Annotated in this window: 18 protein-coding genes; 12 read left to right on the top strand and 6 right to left on the bottom strand. The window is 34.6% G+C overall.

Annotation, left to right across the window (positions count from 1 at the left end; all coding sequences use genetic code 11):
- Positions 1–61 precede the first annotated feature (61 nt).
- The 3 genes from asnS (at position 62) to rpoN (ending at position 3,642) form a co-directional block, all read left to right on the top strand.
- The gene (gene asnS, locus BLP44_RS19635; RefSeq protein WP_066033413.1) at positions 62–1,507 is read left to right on the top strand and encodes an asparagine--tRNA ligase; all 1,446 of its coding nucleotides are present in this window, start codon (positions 62–64) and stop codon (positions 1,505–1,507) included.
- A gap of 187 nt (positions 1,508–1,694) precedes the next feature.
- A complete protein-coding gene (locus BLP44_RS19630; RefSeq protein ID WP_091135417.1) occupies positions 1,695–2,090 on the top strand; it encodes a GxxExxY protein in 396 nt (131 codons plus the stop codon).
- A gap of 91 nt (positions 2,091–2,181) precedes the next feature.
- The gene (gene rpoN / locus BLP44_RS19625) at positions 2,182–3,642 is read left to right on the top strand and encodes an RNA polymerase factor sigma-54 (RefSeq protein WP_008465152.1); all 1,461 of its coding nucleotides are present in this window, start codon (positions 2,182–2,184) and stop codon (positions 3,640–3,642) included.
- A gap of 248 nt (positions 3,643–3,890) precedes the next feature.
- Here the strand turns inward: rpoN and BLP44_RS19620 are convergent, their stop codons facing one another.
- Both BLP44_RS19620 and BLP44_RS19615 read right to left on the bottom strand, forming a co-directional pair.
- The gene (locus BLP44_RS19620) at positions 3,891–4,310 is read right to left on the bottom strand and encodes a hypothetical protein (protein WP_008465155.1); all 420 of its coding nucleotides are present in this window, start codon (positions 4,308–4,310) and stop codon (positions 3,891–3,893) included.
- 43 nt (positions 4,311–4,353) lie between these two features.
- A complete protein-coding gene (locus BLP44_RS19615) occupies positions 4,354–4,944 on the bottom strand; it encodes a thymidine kinase (RefSeq protein ID WP_066033411.1) in 591 nt (196 codons plus the stop codon).
- A 236-nt stretch (positions 4,945–5,180) separates the two neighbouring features.
- Between BLP44_RS19615 and BLP44_RS19610 the strand changes: the two genes are divergently transcribed.
- The 9 genes from BLP44_RS19610 to BLP44_RS19570 all read left to right on the top strand — a co-directional run bounded on the left by BLP44_RS19610 (position 5,181) and on the right by BLP44_RS19570 (position 13,856).
- Positions 5,181–6,191 (top strand): hypothetical protein, encoded by a 1,011-nt coding sequence (locus BLP44_RS19610; RefSeq protein ID WP_091135416.1) that lies wholly within the window; start codon positions 5,181–5,183, stop codon positions 6,189–6,191.
- 45 nt (positions 6,192–6,236) lie between these two features.
- Entirely contained in the window at positions 6,237–6,956 is a 720-nt protein-coding gene (gene rsmI / locus BLP44_RS19605) for a 16S rRNA (cytidine(1402)-2'-O)-methyltransferase (RefSeq protein ID WP_008465163.1), read from the top strand.
- Between the two features lie 99 nt (positions 6,957–7,055).
- The gene (locus tag BLP44_RS19600; RefSeq protein ID WP_091135413.1) at positions 7,056–7,400 is read left to right on the top strand and encodes a HopJ type III effector protein; all 345 of its coding nucleotides are present in this window, start codon (positions 7,056–7,058) and stop codon (positions 7,398–7,400) included.
- A gap of 303 nt (positions 7,401–7,703) precedes the next feature.
- Positions 7,704–9,407, top strand: a complete 1,704-nt coding sequence (recJ, locus tag BLP44_RS19595; RefSeq protein ID WP_091135411.1) for a single-stranded-DNA-specific exonuclease RecJ — start codon at positions 7,704–7,706, stop codon at positions 9,405–9,407.
- The gene (locus BLP44_RS19590) at positions 9,394–10,677 is read left to right on the top strand and encodes an MFS transporter (protein ID WP_091135410.1); all 1,284 of its coding nucleotides are present in this window, start codon (positions 9,394–9,396) and stop codon (positions 10,675–10,677) included. The genes recJ and BLP44_RS19590 overlap by 14 nt, the downstream gene beginning before the upstream one ends.
- The gene (locus BLP44_RS19585) at positions 10,678–11,592 is read left to right on the top strand and encodes an alpha/beta fold hydrolase (protein WP_091135408.1); all 915 of its coding nucleotides are present in this window, start codon (positions 10,678–10,680) and stop codon (positions 11,590–11,592) included.
- A 161-nt stretch (positions 11,593–11,753) separates the two neighbouring features.
- Positions 11,754–12,110, top strand: coding sequence for a hypothetical protein (locus BLP44_RS19580; RefSeq protein WP_091135406.1), 357 nt, complete (start codon positions 11,754–11,756; stop codon positions 12,108–12,110).
- 97 nt (positions 12,111–12,207) lie between these two features.
- Positions 12,208–12,564 carry a hypothetical protein gene (locus tag BLP44_RS19575; protein WP_091135403.1) on the top strand — a complete coding sequence of 119 codons (357 nt, stop codon included), beginning with the start codon at positions 12,208–12,210 and terminating at the stop codon, positions 12,562–12,564.
- An 83-nt stretch (positions 12,565–12,647) separates the two neighbouring features.
- Complete coding sequence (locus BLP44_RS19570) at positions 12,648–13,856, top strand: cytochrome c3 family protein (RefSeq protein ID WP_091135401.1); 1,209 nt, start codon at positions 12,648–12,650, stop codon at positions 13,854–13,856.
- On the opposite strand, the gene BLP44_RS19565 is transcribed toward BLP44_RS19570, so the two are convergent.
- The 4 genes from BLP44_RS19565 to BLP44_RS19555 all read right to left on the bottom strand — a co-directional run bounded on the left by BLP44_RS19565 (position 13,857) and on the right by BLP44_RS19555 (position 16,213).
- Positions 13,857–14,600: a UDP-2,3-diacylglucosamine diphosphatase gene (locus BLP44_RS19565; RefSeq protein ID WP_091135399.1), complete on the bottom strand. Its 744-nt coding sequence runs from the start codon at positions 14,598–14,600 to the stop codon at positions 13,857–13,859.
- A gap of 96 nt (positions 14,601–14,696) precedes the next feature.
- Positions 14,697–15,149, bottom strand: a complete 453-nt coding sequence (locus BLP44_RS19560) for a 6-pyruvoyl trahydropterin synthase family protein (protein ID WP_008465176.1) — start codon at positions 15,147–15,149, stop codon at positions 14,697–14,699.
- A 33-nt stretch (positions 15,150–15,182) separates the two neighbouring features.
- Positions 15,183–15,359: a hypothetical protein gene (locus BLP44_RS23020; protein WP_170830259.1), complete on the bottom strand. Its 177-nt coding sequence runs from the start codon at positions 15,357–15,359 to the stop codon at positions 15,183–15,185.
- An 89-nt stretch (positions 15,360–15,448) separates the two neighbouring features.
- Positions 15,449–16,213 carry an enoyl-CoA hydratase/isomerase family protein gene (locus BLP44_RS19555; protein ID WP_091135397.1) on the bottom strand — a complete coding sequence of 255 codons (765 nt, stop codon included), beginning with the start codon at positions 16,211–16,213 and terminating at the stop codon, positions 15,449–15,451.
- Positions 16,214–16,383: the final 170 nt, after the last annotated feature.

Genomic DNA, 16,383 nt, shown 5'->3' with positions numbered 1-16,383 from the left:
TTATCGATTATATTTGCAGTTGTTCAAAACGAATATTATTTAATATCAATTATATATAAAAATGAAACACACAAAAGTTAGAGACTTATTAAACAGTACGACAACGTTACAGGAAGTGAATGCAAAAGGTTGGGTGAGAACTTTTAGAAATAATCAGTTCATCGCTTTAAATGACGGTTCTACAATTAATAATATTCAATGTGTTGTTGATTTTGAAAATACACCAGAAGAGACTTTAAAAAGAATCACTACTGGAGCAGCAGTTTCTGTAATTGGAACTTTGGTTGAAAGTAAAGGTGCGGGTCAGAAATATGAAATTCAGGTTTCTAAATTGGAAATCCTTGGAGATTCTGATGCTGAGAAATTCCCAATGCAGCCTAAAAAACACTCTTTAGAATTTTTACGTGAAAATGCACACTTGCGTGTACGTACAAATGCTTTTGGTGCGATTATGCGTGTGCGTTCAGTATTGTCTTATGCAGTTCACAAATATTTCCAAGATAAAGGTTTCGTATATGTAAACACGCCAATTATCACTGGAGCTGATGCTGAAGGTGCTGGAGAAATGTTCCAAGTAACTTCATTGCCTTTGGACAATCTTCCTAAAAACGAAGAAGGAAACATTGATTTCAAAAAAGATTTCTTCGGAAAACATACCAACTTAACCGTTTCTGGACAGTTAGAAGGAGAAACTTTTGCAATGGCTTTGGGTCAGATTTATACTTTTGGACCAACGTTTAGAGCAGAAAACTCAAACACTTCTCGCCACTTGGCAGAATTCTGGATGATCGAGCCTGAGGTTGCTTTCAACGACTTGGACGACAACATGGATTTGGCTGAAGATTTTATTCAGTACGTAATTAAATATGCTTTAGATAATTGTGGAGATGATTTGAAATTCTTAGAAGGAAGACTTCTGGAAGAAGAAAAATCAAAACCACAGGCGGAAAGAAGCGAAATGAGTTTGTTAGAGAAATTGAACTTCGTTTTAGAAAACAACTTCAAACGCGTTTCTTATACAGAAGCAATTGACATTTTAAGAGATTCAACTCCAAATAAAAAGAAGAAATTCCAATATTTAATCAACGAATGGGGAGCCGACTTACAGTCAGAACACGAGCGTTATTTAGTAGAAAAACACTTTAAATGTCCAGTAATTTTATACGATTACCCAGCAAACATTAAAGCGTTTTACATGCGTTTGAACGACAACACAGAACCTGGAAGAGAAACAGTTCGCGCCATGGACATCCTTTTCCCTGGAATCGGAGAAATCGTTGGTGGTTCTGAAAGAGAAGAGCGTTACGATGTTTTGGTTGAAAAAATGGAAAAACTTGGAATCGACAAAGAAGAATTATACTGGTACTTAGACACCAGAAGATTTGGTTCTGCAACTCACGCAGGTTTCGGTTTAGGATTTGAGCGTCTGGTATTGTTTGTAACAGGAATGACAAACATCAGAGACGTAATTCCTTTCCCAAGAACTCCGGGTAGCGCGGAATTCTAAGACACGGTTTATTGCCACAAAGGCACAAAGACACTAAGTTTTATTTTTTAAAACTGATTAAGACTCAAAAAAATTAAAATAATACCACGAAGACACAACTCAAAGTATTATTTTACTATTTAGGAATATTAAAAGCTTTCAAAAAAACTTTGCGCCTTTGTGTCTTTGTAGCAAAACCATAAAAAACATGCTCTCTGAAAGAACTGAAGAAATTGGAAAAATAATTGTAAATGCAGCTTTTAAAGTTCATAAACAACTTGGGCCGGGATTACTAGAAAGAGTTTATGAAGTTTGTTTAGCTTATGAAATCGCTAAAGCAGGTCTTGATGTAAAACGTCAAGTCGATATCCCGATTTTTTATGACGGAATTGAATTTAACGAAGGATTAAGATTAGATCTATTAATTGAAGATTCTGTAATCATAGAAATAAAAGCAGTTGAACAAATTAATCCAGTTTGGGAAGCACAAATTATAAGTCAATTAAAATTACTTAATAAAGATTTAGGATATTTAATCAATTTTAATGTGCCACTAATCAAAAGCGGTATTCGACGATTTATAAATACGAAGAGAGTATTTTAAAAAATTTCAAACAAAAGCCTTCAAGGCAAAATAATAAAAAAAAAACTTTGCGCCTTAGTGCCTTAGTGGCTAAAAAAAATAGCGCCTTATTATGCTAAAGCAATTTTTAAATTTAAAATTATCCCAAAAATTATCTCCGCAGCAAATTCAGCTGATGAAGTTAATTCAATTGCCTACGCAAGCTTTTGAACAGCGTTTATTAGAAGAAATGAACGAAAATCCGGCTCTTGAAGCGGGTAAAGAAGACGATTACGAAGCTGATGAATATGCTAATGACGACTACGATGATTATGATGATAACGAATCTGACAGAATCGAAGCAGACGACATTAACATTGACGAATATCTAAGCGACGATGACACGCCTGATTACAAAACTCAGGTTAATAATTACAGTGATGACGAGGAACGCGAAACTCCTTTTGCGGCTCCGATCAGTTTTCATCAGGATTTGATCAATCAGCTGAATACTTTTATTTTGAATGATGAAGAACGCGAAATCGCTGAATTCCTTGTTGGAAGTATTGATGATATGGGTTACATCCGCAGAAGTATTCCTGACATTGTAGACGATATGGCTTTTACTCAGGGAATTTATACTGATGAAGCAATGGTCGAAAAAATGTTGACCGTAATTCATGAGCTTGAACCTTCTGGAGTTGGCGCGCGTGATTTACAGGAATGTTTATTGCTCCAATTGAAACATAAAACACCAACTGAATATGTTGATTTAGCGATTGACATCATCGAAAATCAGTTTGATGCTTTTACGAAAAAACATTACGATAAACTGTTACAGAAGTATAGCGTGTCTAATGAACAGCTTAAAAAAGCAATTCACGAAATTGAAAGATTAAATCCTAAACCGGGCGGCTCTTTTGCTGGAAACAATAAAGTAACAGAAAACATTGTTCCCGACTTTGCCATTAGAATTGTAGACGGCGAATTGGAATTGACTTTAAACGGAAGAAATGCTCCTTCCCTGCACGTTTCTAAAGATTATCAGGAAATGATGCAGACTTATAAAGAATCTAAAGACAAATCGACTGCACAGAAAGATGCGGTTCAGTTTATCAAGCAAAAATTAGATTCTGCTAAATGGTTTATTGATGCCATTAGACAGCGTCAGGAAACTCTTTTTGTAACAATGAATGCAATCATGCATTATCAAGAAGAATATTTCTTAGATGGCGACGAAACCAAACTTAAACCAATGATCTTAAAAGATATTGCAGATATGGTTGGTTTGGACATTTCGACCATTTCGCGTGTGGCAAACAGCAAATATGTAGAAACGCCATACGGAACCAAACTGATTAAAGAATTCTTCTCTGAAGCGATGAAAAATGATCAGGGAGAAGATGTTTCGACTCTTGAAATCAAAAAAATTCTTCAAAATACGATTGAAGAAGAAGATAAGAGAAAACCGCTTCCAGACGATCAATTGGCTGAAATCTTAAAAGAAAAAGGATACCCAATTGCAAGAAGAACAATTGCTAAATACCGTGAACAATTGGATATTCCGGTAGCGAGAATGAGAAAGAAGATTTAAGGTTTTTTAAAACCATATAAGAGCTGTAAGTTCATTTAAAATAAACAAAACCCGATAGTTTTTAAAGCTATCGGGTTTTGTTTTTAAACCATTTCAATAAATGTTAAATGTTTACGTCTTGTCAGGCTCGGAGTCAAAGCTTCGGCTAAATGAGGCTTCAACTCCGCTCAACCTGATAATTGCTTTAAAACAATAAACCCGACAGGTTTCAGAAACCTGTCGGGTTTAATTTATTATACCTCTAAACCTTATTTATACTGATCAGGAAATATTTTTATATCAAACAAAAAATCTTTCTTTTTATCACTGTAGCTATAAATCAGAGTATAATCATTTTCTCTAAAAACCTGAAGTCCTGTATTTGCTTTTGCAGTGCTTAAAAGACTTTTTCTTATTTCTTCTTGAATTACATTTACCTCAGCAGTTTCTTTAGTCACATTCAATAATGTTAAATTGTATTGAACTGTTTTTTCTCCATGTAAACTTACGCTGTCTAAACGAATCCCTTCCTGAATATTTAAAGGACAGCTTTTATTATATTTTGCAATTAACTCTACTACTTCAGTATTTACTTCATCTTCTTTTTCGCCTAGGTAAAATTGAAAATAAGCTACAAAAGCGGCAGCAATTCCAATTAATATTAACAATAAAACAGTCGATTTTCTCATATTTTAAAATGTTTTTGTCAAGGCTTATATTAAGTAAAACAATCTATTTTTCGTGATTCTTTTTCATCGCTTTAAAATACGCTGCACGGCTAAGTGGCTCGTATTCTTCTGTTTCCCCAAGCATAACCAATTTATCATTATCGGTTTTTCTAAAACTATAATTAGCTAAGTTTCCTGTTCTGGTACAAACCGCATGAACTTTAGTTACATATTCAGCCGTTGCCATAAGTCCCGGCATTGGCCCAAACGGATTTCCTTTAAAATCCATATCTAAACCTGCAACAATGACACGAATTCCTTGATTTGCCAAATCGTTACAAACCGTAATAATTTCGTCATCAAAAAATTGTGCTTCGTCAATACCGATCACATCACAACCTTGAGCTAAAATTAAAATATTGGCAGCTGCTGGAACTGGAGTTGAACGAATTTCGTTGGCATCATGAGACACCACCATTTCGTCATGATAACGGGTATCAATAGCTGGTTTAAAGATTTCGACTCTTTGTTTGGCAAATTGGGCGCGCTTTAATCTTCGGATCAGCTCTTCGGTTTTACCCGAAAACATTGATCCACAAATAACTTCAATCCAACCAAATTGTTCTTTGTGATTTACTGTATTTTCGAGAAACATTTTGTATTTTTCTACCTTTAAAAATGAATAGTTTTTATTACTTTGTACTGGCAATAAATTGATGTAAAAATGTACTGTTTTACATTTTTTCAAAAGTAGAAAATTTTTACCAAACCTTAGATTCGCGAAAGCGTATTAACAGAAATAAAAAATTATCTTTTGAATTTCCTTGAGAATAGAGACATTCAGACATTAAATACACTAAAATACCTTATTCACTATAATTTTCAACAGTTATGAAAAAAAAATTGGAAGCTGATTTAATTAGCATTGCACATCGAATTTTAAAACTTAAAAATAAATCCGATATCAATCAATTGTACCTTGAAACTCAGAAATTATACGAGAAATTAGCGGTATTAAAATTTGTAGAAGAGAATTTCGACGCTGCAAAACCAACAATCGGGCAAAACGATATTGTAGCCGAATTGGAAACCATTTTTGAAAAAGAAGAAGAGACAATTCCTGCTATAATTGAACTTGAAGCGCCAGCCGAAGAAAAAGTTATCACGCTTGAAGAATCTTACGAACCTGAAATTTCAGAAGAAAAACCAGCAGAAATTGTTGAAGCTGCTGAACCAATCGTTGAAGTCGTAGAACCTGCAATCGAAGAAGCTGTTGAACCAATCGCTGCGGAAATTCAAGAGCCAGTTATCGAAGAAATTGCTGAAAATGCAGAAGAAACCAAAAAACCTATTGATGATCTTTCGTTTACAACTATAAATGAATTGAAACCAATTCCAGATTTCAAACCAGCTTTCGAATTGGAAACAGAACCATTCATTGAAGAAGTCAAAGAAGAACCTAAGAAAGAAACTCCTGCACAGCCAACTATTCAATTTGAAGATTTTGGAATTAATTATGCCGATGCGCAGTTTGTAAAAGTAGATAGTTTTGAAGCTGTTCCATCAACTCCAACTCCTTCAATAAATGATTTCAAAGAAGATAAAAAAGTTGAAACTGCAATTCTTGAAACTCCAACTCAGCCAAAAGCCGTAAGCTTGAATGAAAAACTGGCGAGAGGTTTTCATATCGATCTGAATGACAGAATTGCATTTACTAAAAATCTTTTTGGAAACAGTACAGAAGATTACAGCCGTGTTTTAAACCAATTAATGACTTTTGATTCTTATAGCGAAGCGAAAGATTTTATCGAAAACATGGTAAAACCAGACTACAACAACTGGGAAGGAAAAGACGATTACGCAGAACGTTTTATGGGAATTATTGAAAAGAAATTCTCGTAAAGAAATTTTCACATCTCACATTTTACATTTTACGAATAAACAATTATGTCAAAATTATATATCGTTCCAACGCCAATTGGCAATCTTGAAGACATGACTTTCAGAGCCATTCGGGTTTTGAAAGAAGTCGATTTGATTTTGGCGGAAGATACTCGTACAAGCGGAAAACTATTAAAGCATTTTGAAATTGGCACGCACATGCACAGCCATCATATGCACAACGAGCATAAAACGACCGAAAATTTAATTGCAAGATTAAAAGCAGGCGAAACTATCGCTTTAATTTCGGATGCTGGAACTCCAGCCATTTCAGATCCGGGGTTTCTATTGACTCGCGCTTGCGTCGAAAATAAAATTGAAGTCGAATGTCTTCCAGGAGCAACTGCTTTTGTTCCGGCTCTAGTAAACAGCGGACTTCCAAATGACAAATTTGTTTTTGAAGGTTTTCTTCCCGATAAAAAAGGGCGTCAGACTCGTTTTTTGGCTTTAGCCGAAGAAACCCGAACAATGATTTTATACGTTTCTCCACATAAACTCGTTAAAACTCTTAGCGAATTTGTTCAGTATTTTGGAGAAGAAAGACAAGTCTGCGTTTCAAGAGAATTATCAAAATTACATGAAGAAAATGTACGTGGAACAGCAAAAGAAGTTTTAGCGCATTTCGAAAAAATAGCACCACGCGGCGAAATCGTAGTTGTGGTTGCTGGAAAGACAATAACAAAAGAACCTAAGAAAAGTAAGTTTTCTAGGGATGATGAAGAATAAAAAAATAATGTTAGCCACAGATTAAAATGATTCTCACAGATTATTCTAAAAAATCCTTTTAATCCTTTTAATCTGTGGCTAAAAAACTAAATCATAATCATGAGCATTCAAGCCTTTTTAGAAAAAGTAAAACAAACTCCAACACAAATCACATTTCCTGAGACTATTGCAGTAATTGAAGAAAATTACAACTTTACTCCAACTGCTTTTCAAAATGGAACACAGCATAATGCAACGGGCGAAAATTCAGGTTCTTGCAAATTGTTTTCTTTCGCAAAACTGCAAAACTTAAGTAAAGAAGAAACTTTAGCTTGCTTCGGAGCTTTTTATTTTGAAGAAGTTTTAGGCGATCCGAACGGAACAAATCACCAAAACATTAGAAATTTCATCAACTTAGGTTGGGACGGAATTCAGTTTGAAGGAAATGCTTTAGAAGCGAAGTAACATATTTTAGAGTTCAGATTGTAGATTTTAGATTTTTCAAAAACCACCAATCTAACATTCTCAAAACTTTATCTAAGTTGCCGAAATAACCCGCCACAGATGAAGCGATAAAAAAGTAAACCATAAATTAGAGAAATTCCCACAAATTGAATTAGCGGAAATTTGTGTAATTTGTGGTTAAAAATCCTTTCAAATCTTTTATCCCGATGTTATCGAGAGTGGCAAAAAAAAATTACCAATCAGATTAAACGATTTCAGAAATTTACCATCTAAAATCAATAATCTAAAATTTAAAATCAACCCATGCGTTGGACTTTAAAACCAAAACCTTCTGAAGAAAAAATTAAACATTTAGCGCAAGCTTTAAATGTAGAAGATTTTGTAGCATCACTGCTAATTCAGCGTGGAATTGAGACTTTTGAAGATGCGAAAAACTTCTTTCGTCCATCTTTAGATCACCTTCACGATCCGTATTTAATGAAAGATATGGACAAAGCCGTTGCACGAATCGAACAAGCCATTCAAAATGAAGAAAACATTTTAGTTTTCGGCGATTATGATGTTGACGGAACAACAGCGGTTTCTTTGGTTTCTTCCTATTTGAAATCACATTATCCAAATATTGCTACTTATATTCCGGATCGGTATGACGAAGGTTATGGAATTTCATATAAAGGAATTGATTACGCAGACGATAACGGAATTTCCCTAATTATCGCTCTTGACTGCGGCATCAAATCCATTGATCATATCGCTTACGCGAAAGCGAAAAACATTGACTTTATTGTTTGTGATCACCACCGTCCGGGAGAAATTCTTCCTGATGCAGTTGCAGTTTTAGATCCAAAAAGAGAAGATTGCTCCTACCCTTACGATGAATTGTGCGGTTGTGGAGTTGGTTTTAAACTAATTCAAGCTTTAGGTCGGAATCGAAATGAAACGATTGAAGATTTAGTTCCTTATTTAGATTTAGTGGCTACAGCAATTGCAGCTGATATTGTTCCGATAACGGGAGAAAATCGTGTATTGGCTTACTTTGGTTTGAAAGTCATTAATAGCGAGCCAAGACCTGGAATTAAAGCTTTAACCCATCAAGTAAAAAAGAAAGTTCTGGATATTACTGATGTTGTTTTTATTATTTCACCAAGAATTAATGCAGCAGGAAGAATCAAACACGGAAATCATGCAGTTGAATTGTTAACTGAATTTAATTTTGAGCAAGCTCAGCAATTCGCTTCGGAAATTGAACAATACAACGCGGACCGAAAAGATTTAGATAAAAAAATCACCAAAGAAGCTTTTCAGCAGATTATAGAAAACAAGGAAGAAGAACGCTTTTCTACGGTTGTTTTTCAGGAAGACTGGCACAAAGGCGTAATCGGAATTGTAGCTTCAAGATTGATTGAAACTTATTATCGTCCCACTTTGGTTTTTACAAAAAGTGGTGATAAATATGCCGCTTCTGCCCGATCTGTAAAAGGTTTTGATGTTTATAATGCACTAGATGCCTGTTCAGAACATTTGGAGCAATTTGGGGGACACATGTACGCCGCAGGAATGACTTTGAAAGCCGAAAATTATCAGCTTTTTAAAGAAGCTTTTGAGAAATGCGTGCGAGAAACTATCCATCCTGAAATGAGAACTCCAGAAATTGAAATCGATGCTGAAATTGATTTTTCAGATATCACCCCAAAACTCATTCGAATTTTAAAACAATTTGAACCATTTGGTCCGCAAAACATGACGCCGGTTTTTATGACCAGAAATATAAAAGATACTGGTTACGCGAAAACTTTAGGCGCAGAAGAAGAGCATTTAAGACTTTTCGTTAAACAAAATAATTCCGACGGAATTGCCGCAATTGGCTTTGGACTCGGAAAAAAATTAAATATAGCACAAAATCAAAATCCGTTTCAGCTGGCGTATACTATTGCTGAAAATGAATGGAACGGTACAATTTCAACTCAGCTTATGCTGAAAGACATTAGAACAGATGGAAGAGATTAAATCCAACAAGCCAGATCCGTATCAGGCGCTTCGTTATAAAGAATTCAACGTATTTTTATTATTGCGTTTTGCAATGGTTTTTGCCTGGTCAATGCAGTTTATTGTAATCGAATGGGAAGTTTATAGCTTAACCAAAAATCCGCTTTCTCTAGGAATTATTGGTCTAATGGAAGTAATCCCTGCGGTCGGAATGGCCTTATTTGCTGGACATATCGTCGATCAAAAAGAGAAAAAAGGATTATTGGTAAAATGTATTTTAGGCTTTTCTGTAATCAGTTTTGGATTATTTTTATTGACTTGGCCAAAAGTAGTTGGAGACTGGTCTTCAAATGTTATACTTTATTCCATTTACGCTTTAGTATTTTTTGGCGGATTGGTTCGTGCTTTTATGGGGCCAACTATTTTCTCGCTTTTATCCTTAATTATTCCTAAAAAAGTATATCCAAATGCTGCAACTTGGAGCAGTTCGGTTTGGCAGATAGGAGCAGTAATGGGGCCCGCATTGGCGGGATTTTCGATCAACTGGATTGGTGTTCACTGGTCAATGTGTATTGTTTTCGGATTCTCGATTCTTTCCTTAATCGCCTTATCGCAAATCAGTGCAAAACCAATCATCAATCCCAAAATTGGAGAATCAATTAAAGATAGCCTTACAGAAGGTTTAACTTTTGTATTCAAGAACCAAGTTGTTTTAGGTGCTTTATCGCTTGATATGATCGCTGTGCTTTTCGGAGGAGCCGTTGCTTTATTGCCCGTTTTCGCCCAAGACATCTTGAAAGTAGGTTCTGAAGGTTTCGGAATTTTGAGAGCTGCTCCTGCTGTGGGCGCTTTTATTACCATGATTGTTTCGGCTTATGTGCCTTTATACAAAAACGCAGGAAAAAAACTTTTGATCGCCATATTCGTTTTCGGATTATCCATTATTTTATTTGGTCTTTCGACTTATTTCTGGCTTTCTGTTTTCGCGTTATTTTTAAGCGGATTAGCAGACGGAATTTCGGTAGTAATCCGTCAGACAATCTTACAGCTTAAAACTCCAGATCATATGCGCGGACGCGTTGGTGCTGTAAACTCGATTTTTGTGGGATCTTCAAACGAATTAGGTGCTTTTGAAAGTGGTGCAACTGCCAAATTAATGGGCGCGGTAACATCGGTTGTTTTTGGAGGAAGCGTTACTCTTTTAACAGTAATTGTTACCGCATTAAAATCGCCAACTTTTAGAAATTTAGATTTGAAAAGAGATATGGATGAACATCATAAATTGGAGTAGATGAAGTCATTTCTCCTTTCTTTGTTTCTTGCATTGTCCTTTTTCGCAAAAGGACAAAATATGTATATTAAAACTTACGGTAACAAAAAGGATAAAACCATAATTTTTGTTCATGGCGGGCCAAGCGGTAATGCAACTTTGTTTGAAGGAACGACAGCTCAAAAACTAGCCGATCAAGGTTTTTATGTTATTGCTTATGACCGAAGAGGCGAAGGAAGATCTCAAGATCCTAATGCAAAATTCACTTTTGAAGAAGCTTTTCAAGATTTAAATTTTATTTATGCAACCTACCATTTAAAGAAAGCCACTATTCTAGGCCATAGTTTTGGCGGTTTGGTGGCTACACTTTATACTAATAAATACCCGAAGAATGTGAGCGCTTTGGTTTTGGCTGGAGCATTATTCTCTCAACAGGAAACGTATGATCATATTTTAAATACATTGAAAAGAAAATACAATAATGATTCTGAACAACTAAGGAAAATCAGTATTGTAGAAAATCTAAATAAAAATTCAGCCGAATATAGAAAAGGATGTTACGAACTTGCTGGTGAAAATGGCTTTTTTAAAATGCCAAATCCAACAGCAGAATCTAAAAAATTATACGCCAATTACGAAGCTGGAGAATTTTATAGAAATAACATTAGAAATAAAAATGCGCCACTTCTTTTTTACCAAAATGAAAAGCTAAATAATATTGATACGCGCCCTGTTTTAAAGAAAATCAAATCTGCTGGAGTTCCTATTTATGGAATTTACGGAAAAGATGACGGTATTTTTTCATCGGCACAAATTAATTCCCTTAAAGCAATAACTGGAGAAAATCACTTTGCTTTTCTAGACAATTGCTCTCATTATTTATTTGTTGACCAACAGTCGGCATTTATTTCTAAGCTAAAAAATTGGCTCAAATAATCTTATAATGAGATAGAATTTCATAAAAGATCAAAATCACAAACACTTTATAAATAGCTAAAAATCAAATAGTAATATTGGTTTTTAGCTTTTTTTTTATGCTTTTCTTAATCAAGTATTAGTACAAAGAGTTCGTATCTTTGTGGCCTAAAAAAATTGCCATGAAAGACATCGAGCAGATATACCGAAACGATTTTGGAATTTCATTTTATTGGAAAGAAGGCAACGAAATTATATCAGATAAAATTCAATTGCTTTTTAAACAAATGGGATTTTATTTTTCAGTTCAAGAGTTAAATGAATTTCACGATTTAATTGAAGACTGCGTAACAGACCATAATGATTACGATACAAATGGCGTAAAACGCGCCTTCGATAAATTTTTATTGAAAACTCCCTATGTTGCTATAGATTTAGAAATATCACCGAAGGAATTAGATTCTATAAAAGACTTAGTTGATGGTTCTTTATTTCGACTTCACCTCAACGAATATATTTACGGTTCGGGCATGAACTAAAGCAAACCGAGCAAAGATTTTTTTCAAACTTTTATGATTTTTTTATTTAGAATTAATATAAATAATATTTATATTTGTTGGAATAAAAGGATTTACGATGAGAGAAATTGAACAAATATATCATAATAACTTTGGAATAGCTTTTTACTGGAAAGATCAAAACACTACAATTTCAGACAAAGTGCAATTGGTTTTTAAGGAAACTGGTTTTTATTTTACAGTTCAAGAATTAAATCATTTTTGTGATTTGATTGAAGATAGCATGATTGAAAATGCTTGTTGCGAAGCATGCGAAATGAAATATTCTTGCCATAAGTTTTTATTGAAAACACCTTGTAATTCTATTGATCTGGCTGTAAACATGACCGAATTAAAATCGATTAAAGATTTGGTCGAAGGTTCTTTATTCAGAATTGAACTAGATGAATATGTTTATGGAGTTGGCATGAATTAAAAAGCATTCTAAATATTTTAACAGCATTCTTTCATTATTGAAATTTATTTTGATTCAATTCAAAAAAAAGTATATTTACAGCAATGAAAAAAGCTGCATTTCTACTTACCTTATCACTTCTGGCAATTCTCTTTGTCAGCTGCAACAACAAATCAGAGGAATATATTGATCCGCGCGGAACTGATTATGCGGGTTCTGAAAGCTGTGTGCAATGTCATAAAGTCCAATCTGAAATGGCATTCAAAAGTTCACATTTTAAAGCGACCGCTCCAGCAATTTTAGGAAATGTTTCTGGCGATTTTGATTCTAAAAATCATACTTTCATTTACGATAAAGAGACCAAATTGGTCATGGAAAAACGTGGCGATAGTTTGTATCAGGTTGTCTATAAAAACGGCAAAGAAACAGCTAAATATAAATTTGAAATTGTTTTTGGAACCAAACATGCTCAGACTTCTGTTTATTGGAAAAACAACAATACTTACGAACTTCCCGTTTCTTTTTATCACTCCATAAATAATTGGGCAACAAGTCCAGGTTTTCCTGCCGATAAGCCTTATTTTGACCGTATGGTGGTAAAAGATTGCTATTCTTGCCACGCCTCAAATGCCAGCAGCCGAAGCGTGAATCAAAATTCTGAACAAAGGAATATGATGTCTATGGACGTTGAAGATATCATTAGAAAGGAAACAATAGTTTACGGAATTGATTGTGAACGTTGCCACGGCCCCGCCAAAAAACATGTTGAATTTCATCTAAAAAATCCAAACGTAAAAGTTGCCAATAGCATTACGAGTTTCAAAACCTTAAACAGACAGCAAAAATTGGATGCTTGCGCTTTATGTCACGCAGGAAATGACGGCATGAAATTGAAATCTCGTTTTGAATTTAAACCTGGAGATAAATTATCAGAATTCTTTCGTGAGACTAAAAGTATCACTGATACCGCAAATTTTGATGTTCATGGCAATCAGTATCGATTGATGGCGCAGAGTAAATGTTTCATCAAAAGCGATAAAATGGATTGCATTACTTGCCATAATCCGCATGAAAATGCTTCTAAAAATATGGCTTCGTATTCTAAAATCTGTATGAGCTGCCATCAAGGCTTAAAACACAATGAAACTACTTTGAAAACAATGCCTGAGAAGTTATTAGCGAACAATTGTGTAGAATGCCATATGCCTAAAAAAGCATCTGGAGCAATTAAATTTCAGCTTTCAAACAGCAAACAGCTTTCTGAATATATTCTGCGAACCCATAAAATTGGCATTTATCCGAATGCGAAGTAATTATTTTTCGAATTTTTTAAGCTCGAATTTTTCTCCATCAAAAACACCGTAAGTAAAATATCCAATCCAATCTCCAAGATTCACATATTCGGAGTTTTCTCCAACTGGAATAATCATAGGCAAATGGCGGTGTCCGAAGATAAAATAATTATAATGTTTGGTTTCTAGTTTTCGTTTGGCATACAAAACCAGCCATTCGTTTTCTTCTCCTAGAAACTTCACATCTTCGTCACCAGAAATCAATTTGTTTTTGACCGATAAATATTGAGCCAAACTCACGCCAACATCTGGATGCAACCATCGGAAAAGCCATTTTGAAAACGGATTGGTAAATACCTTTTTCATTCGTTTGTAACCTTTATCGCCCGGACCTTTTCCGTCGCCATGGCCAATTAAAAAGGTTTTTCCGTTAAAAGTAAATTCTTTATTATCATGATAAACCGGAATATTTAATTCGGTTTCAAAATAATCATTCATCCACAAATCATGATTTCCAACAAAAAAATAAATCGGAATTCCGCTGTCGCGAATTTCTGCCAGCTTACCTAAAATTCTAACAAAACCTTTCGGAACAACCGTTTTATACTCAAACCAAAAATCAAATAAATCTCCCAATAAAAAAATTGCTTCTGCGTCTTCCTTAACCTCATCAAGCCAAGCCACGAATTTTTTTTCGCGAGGCAAACTCATTTCTGGAGTTGGCGCACCAAAATGTTGATCTGAAGCAAAATATATTTTTTTCATTTAGATTTTTAGATTGTTAGACTTCTTAGAATTTTAGACTTTTGCCACTTTGAGCGAAGTCGAAAAGTTGGAATTTAGAATTTCTTTTTTGGAATTTTAAAGATTATCAGAAGCGTACCATTCTGCGAAAGACGATTCTGTTTCTTGAAGTTTTAATGAGAAAAGAGAAATTCCGGCAGGCAGACGATTTTTAATTCTTTCAGCAAAATCAACCACCATATTTTCGCTTGTTGGCTGGTAATCTACCAAAATAACATGATGCCCACGGTTTTTCAATTCATTTGCCAATTCGACATGCGGAGTTGTTTGGTTGAAAACAGTAGCATGATCAAATTGATCGACGATTTCTTCTTTTACAATTTTCTTTAGATCAGAAAAGTCAATCACCATTCCGAACTTTACATTCGATCGGTCTGTAATTGGCGATCCAATAACCGTTACCGATAATTTATAACTGTGTCCGTGAACATTCTTACATTTTCCGTCGTAACCGTACAAAGCGTGACCGGTTTCGAAACTAAATTGTTTTGTAATTCTGATATTACTCATCGATTTTTAATTTTAAGCTTGCAAATTTACAAATTAATTGCCGTTTTTAGCTCTTTTTTTAGCACGAGTATACATCCACAAAGCAATTCCGCCCAAAACCAGAAACGGAATAAAAGATCCAATGACAACCCCAATTTTATAACCACTGTCTGGAGCGTCTTTAATTTTCTCTGCAATGTCAACTTTTTGCATTAGCGAAATAATAGTCATGTTCAATAATTTATGTAGTGAAAATTTGATTTTAAAACTTTTTCAAAGCTATGCTCCTATTTTTCTAAAATCAATGACTTATATCATACCTATTTTTTAAACTGAAGCAAAGCATTTTTAGTGAAATCTGACAAAACCAATTTACCCGTAATGGCAGCACGTTCAAACAAAAGAGATTCCCATTGTTCTGTTCCTTCCCAAATAATCTTTTTCATTTCGTAAAGCGCTTCGGGATTATAAGAACTTAATCTTTTAGCAAAATTTTCGACATCTTTATCTAAATTTTCGGAGTCACTTATAACCGAATAAAGACCTTTCTGGAAAGCCCAATCTGCCGATTTCCATTCGTGAGCTGCCAGAGTCATTTGTGTCATTGCCGTCTTTCCGATTTTCCTAGAAACGGCTGGTTCAATAACGAATGGCCCTATTCCAATTGCTAATTCAGACAGTTTTATATCGCTTTGCGGAGTTGCAAAAACATAGTCGCAAGCCGAAATAATTCCGACACCTCCGCCAACAGCTTTTCCTTGTACTCGGCCGATTATAATTTTATTGCAATTTCGCATGGCATTCAGCAAATGTGCAAAACCCGAAAAGAATTCTACGCCTTGTTCTTCATTTTCGACTTTCAAAAGTTCATCAAAAGAAGCTCCTGAACAAAAAGCTTTGTTTCCTTCGCTTTTTAAAATAATAACCGAAATATCTTCATTTCGACTTAAACTATTTATCTCGGCAGTCAAAGCATCTAATAAAGTTCGCGGAAAAGAATTACTGGCTGGATGACCAAATTGAACTATTGCAATCGTATTTTGAAAAGAAGTTTCTAAACTTCCGTTTGTATTTTCTAGACTCATAAAAATTACATTTAAAGGTAAAGTTACGCTTTTGAAAATAATTCATCCGAAACTTCTAGAAATTTGTTTTTTGAGAATTAATTGACTTTATTTGTTAAGACTTTTGGGGATTAGCTCATTTGGCTAGAGCGTCACGATGAAAAATCGGGAAGGCGACAGTTCGAATCTAT

Source organism: Flavobacterium anhuiense (assembly GCF_900101855.1).
In the GTDB taxonomy this organism is placed as follows: domain Bacteria; phylum Bacteroidota; class Bacteroidia; order Flavobacteriales; family Flavobacteriaceae; genus Flavobacterium; species Flavobacterium anhuiense.
Note: the sequence above shows the minus strand (reverse complement) of the source record. Positions and strands in the feature narration are given on the sequence as shown.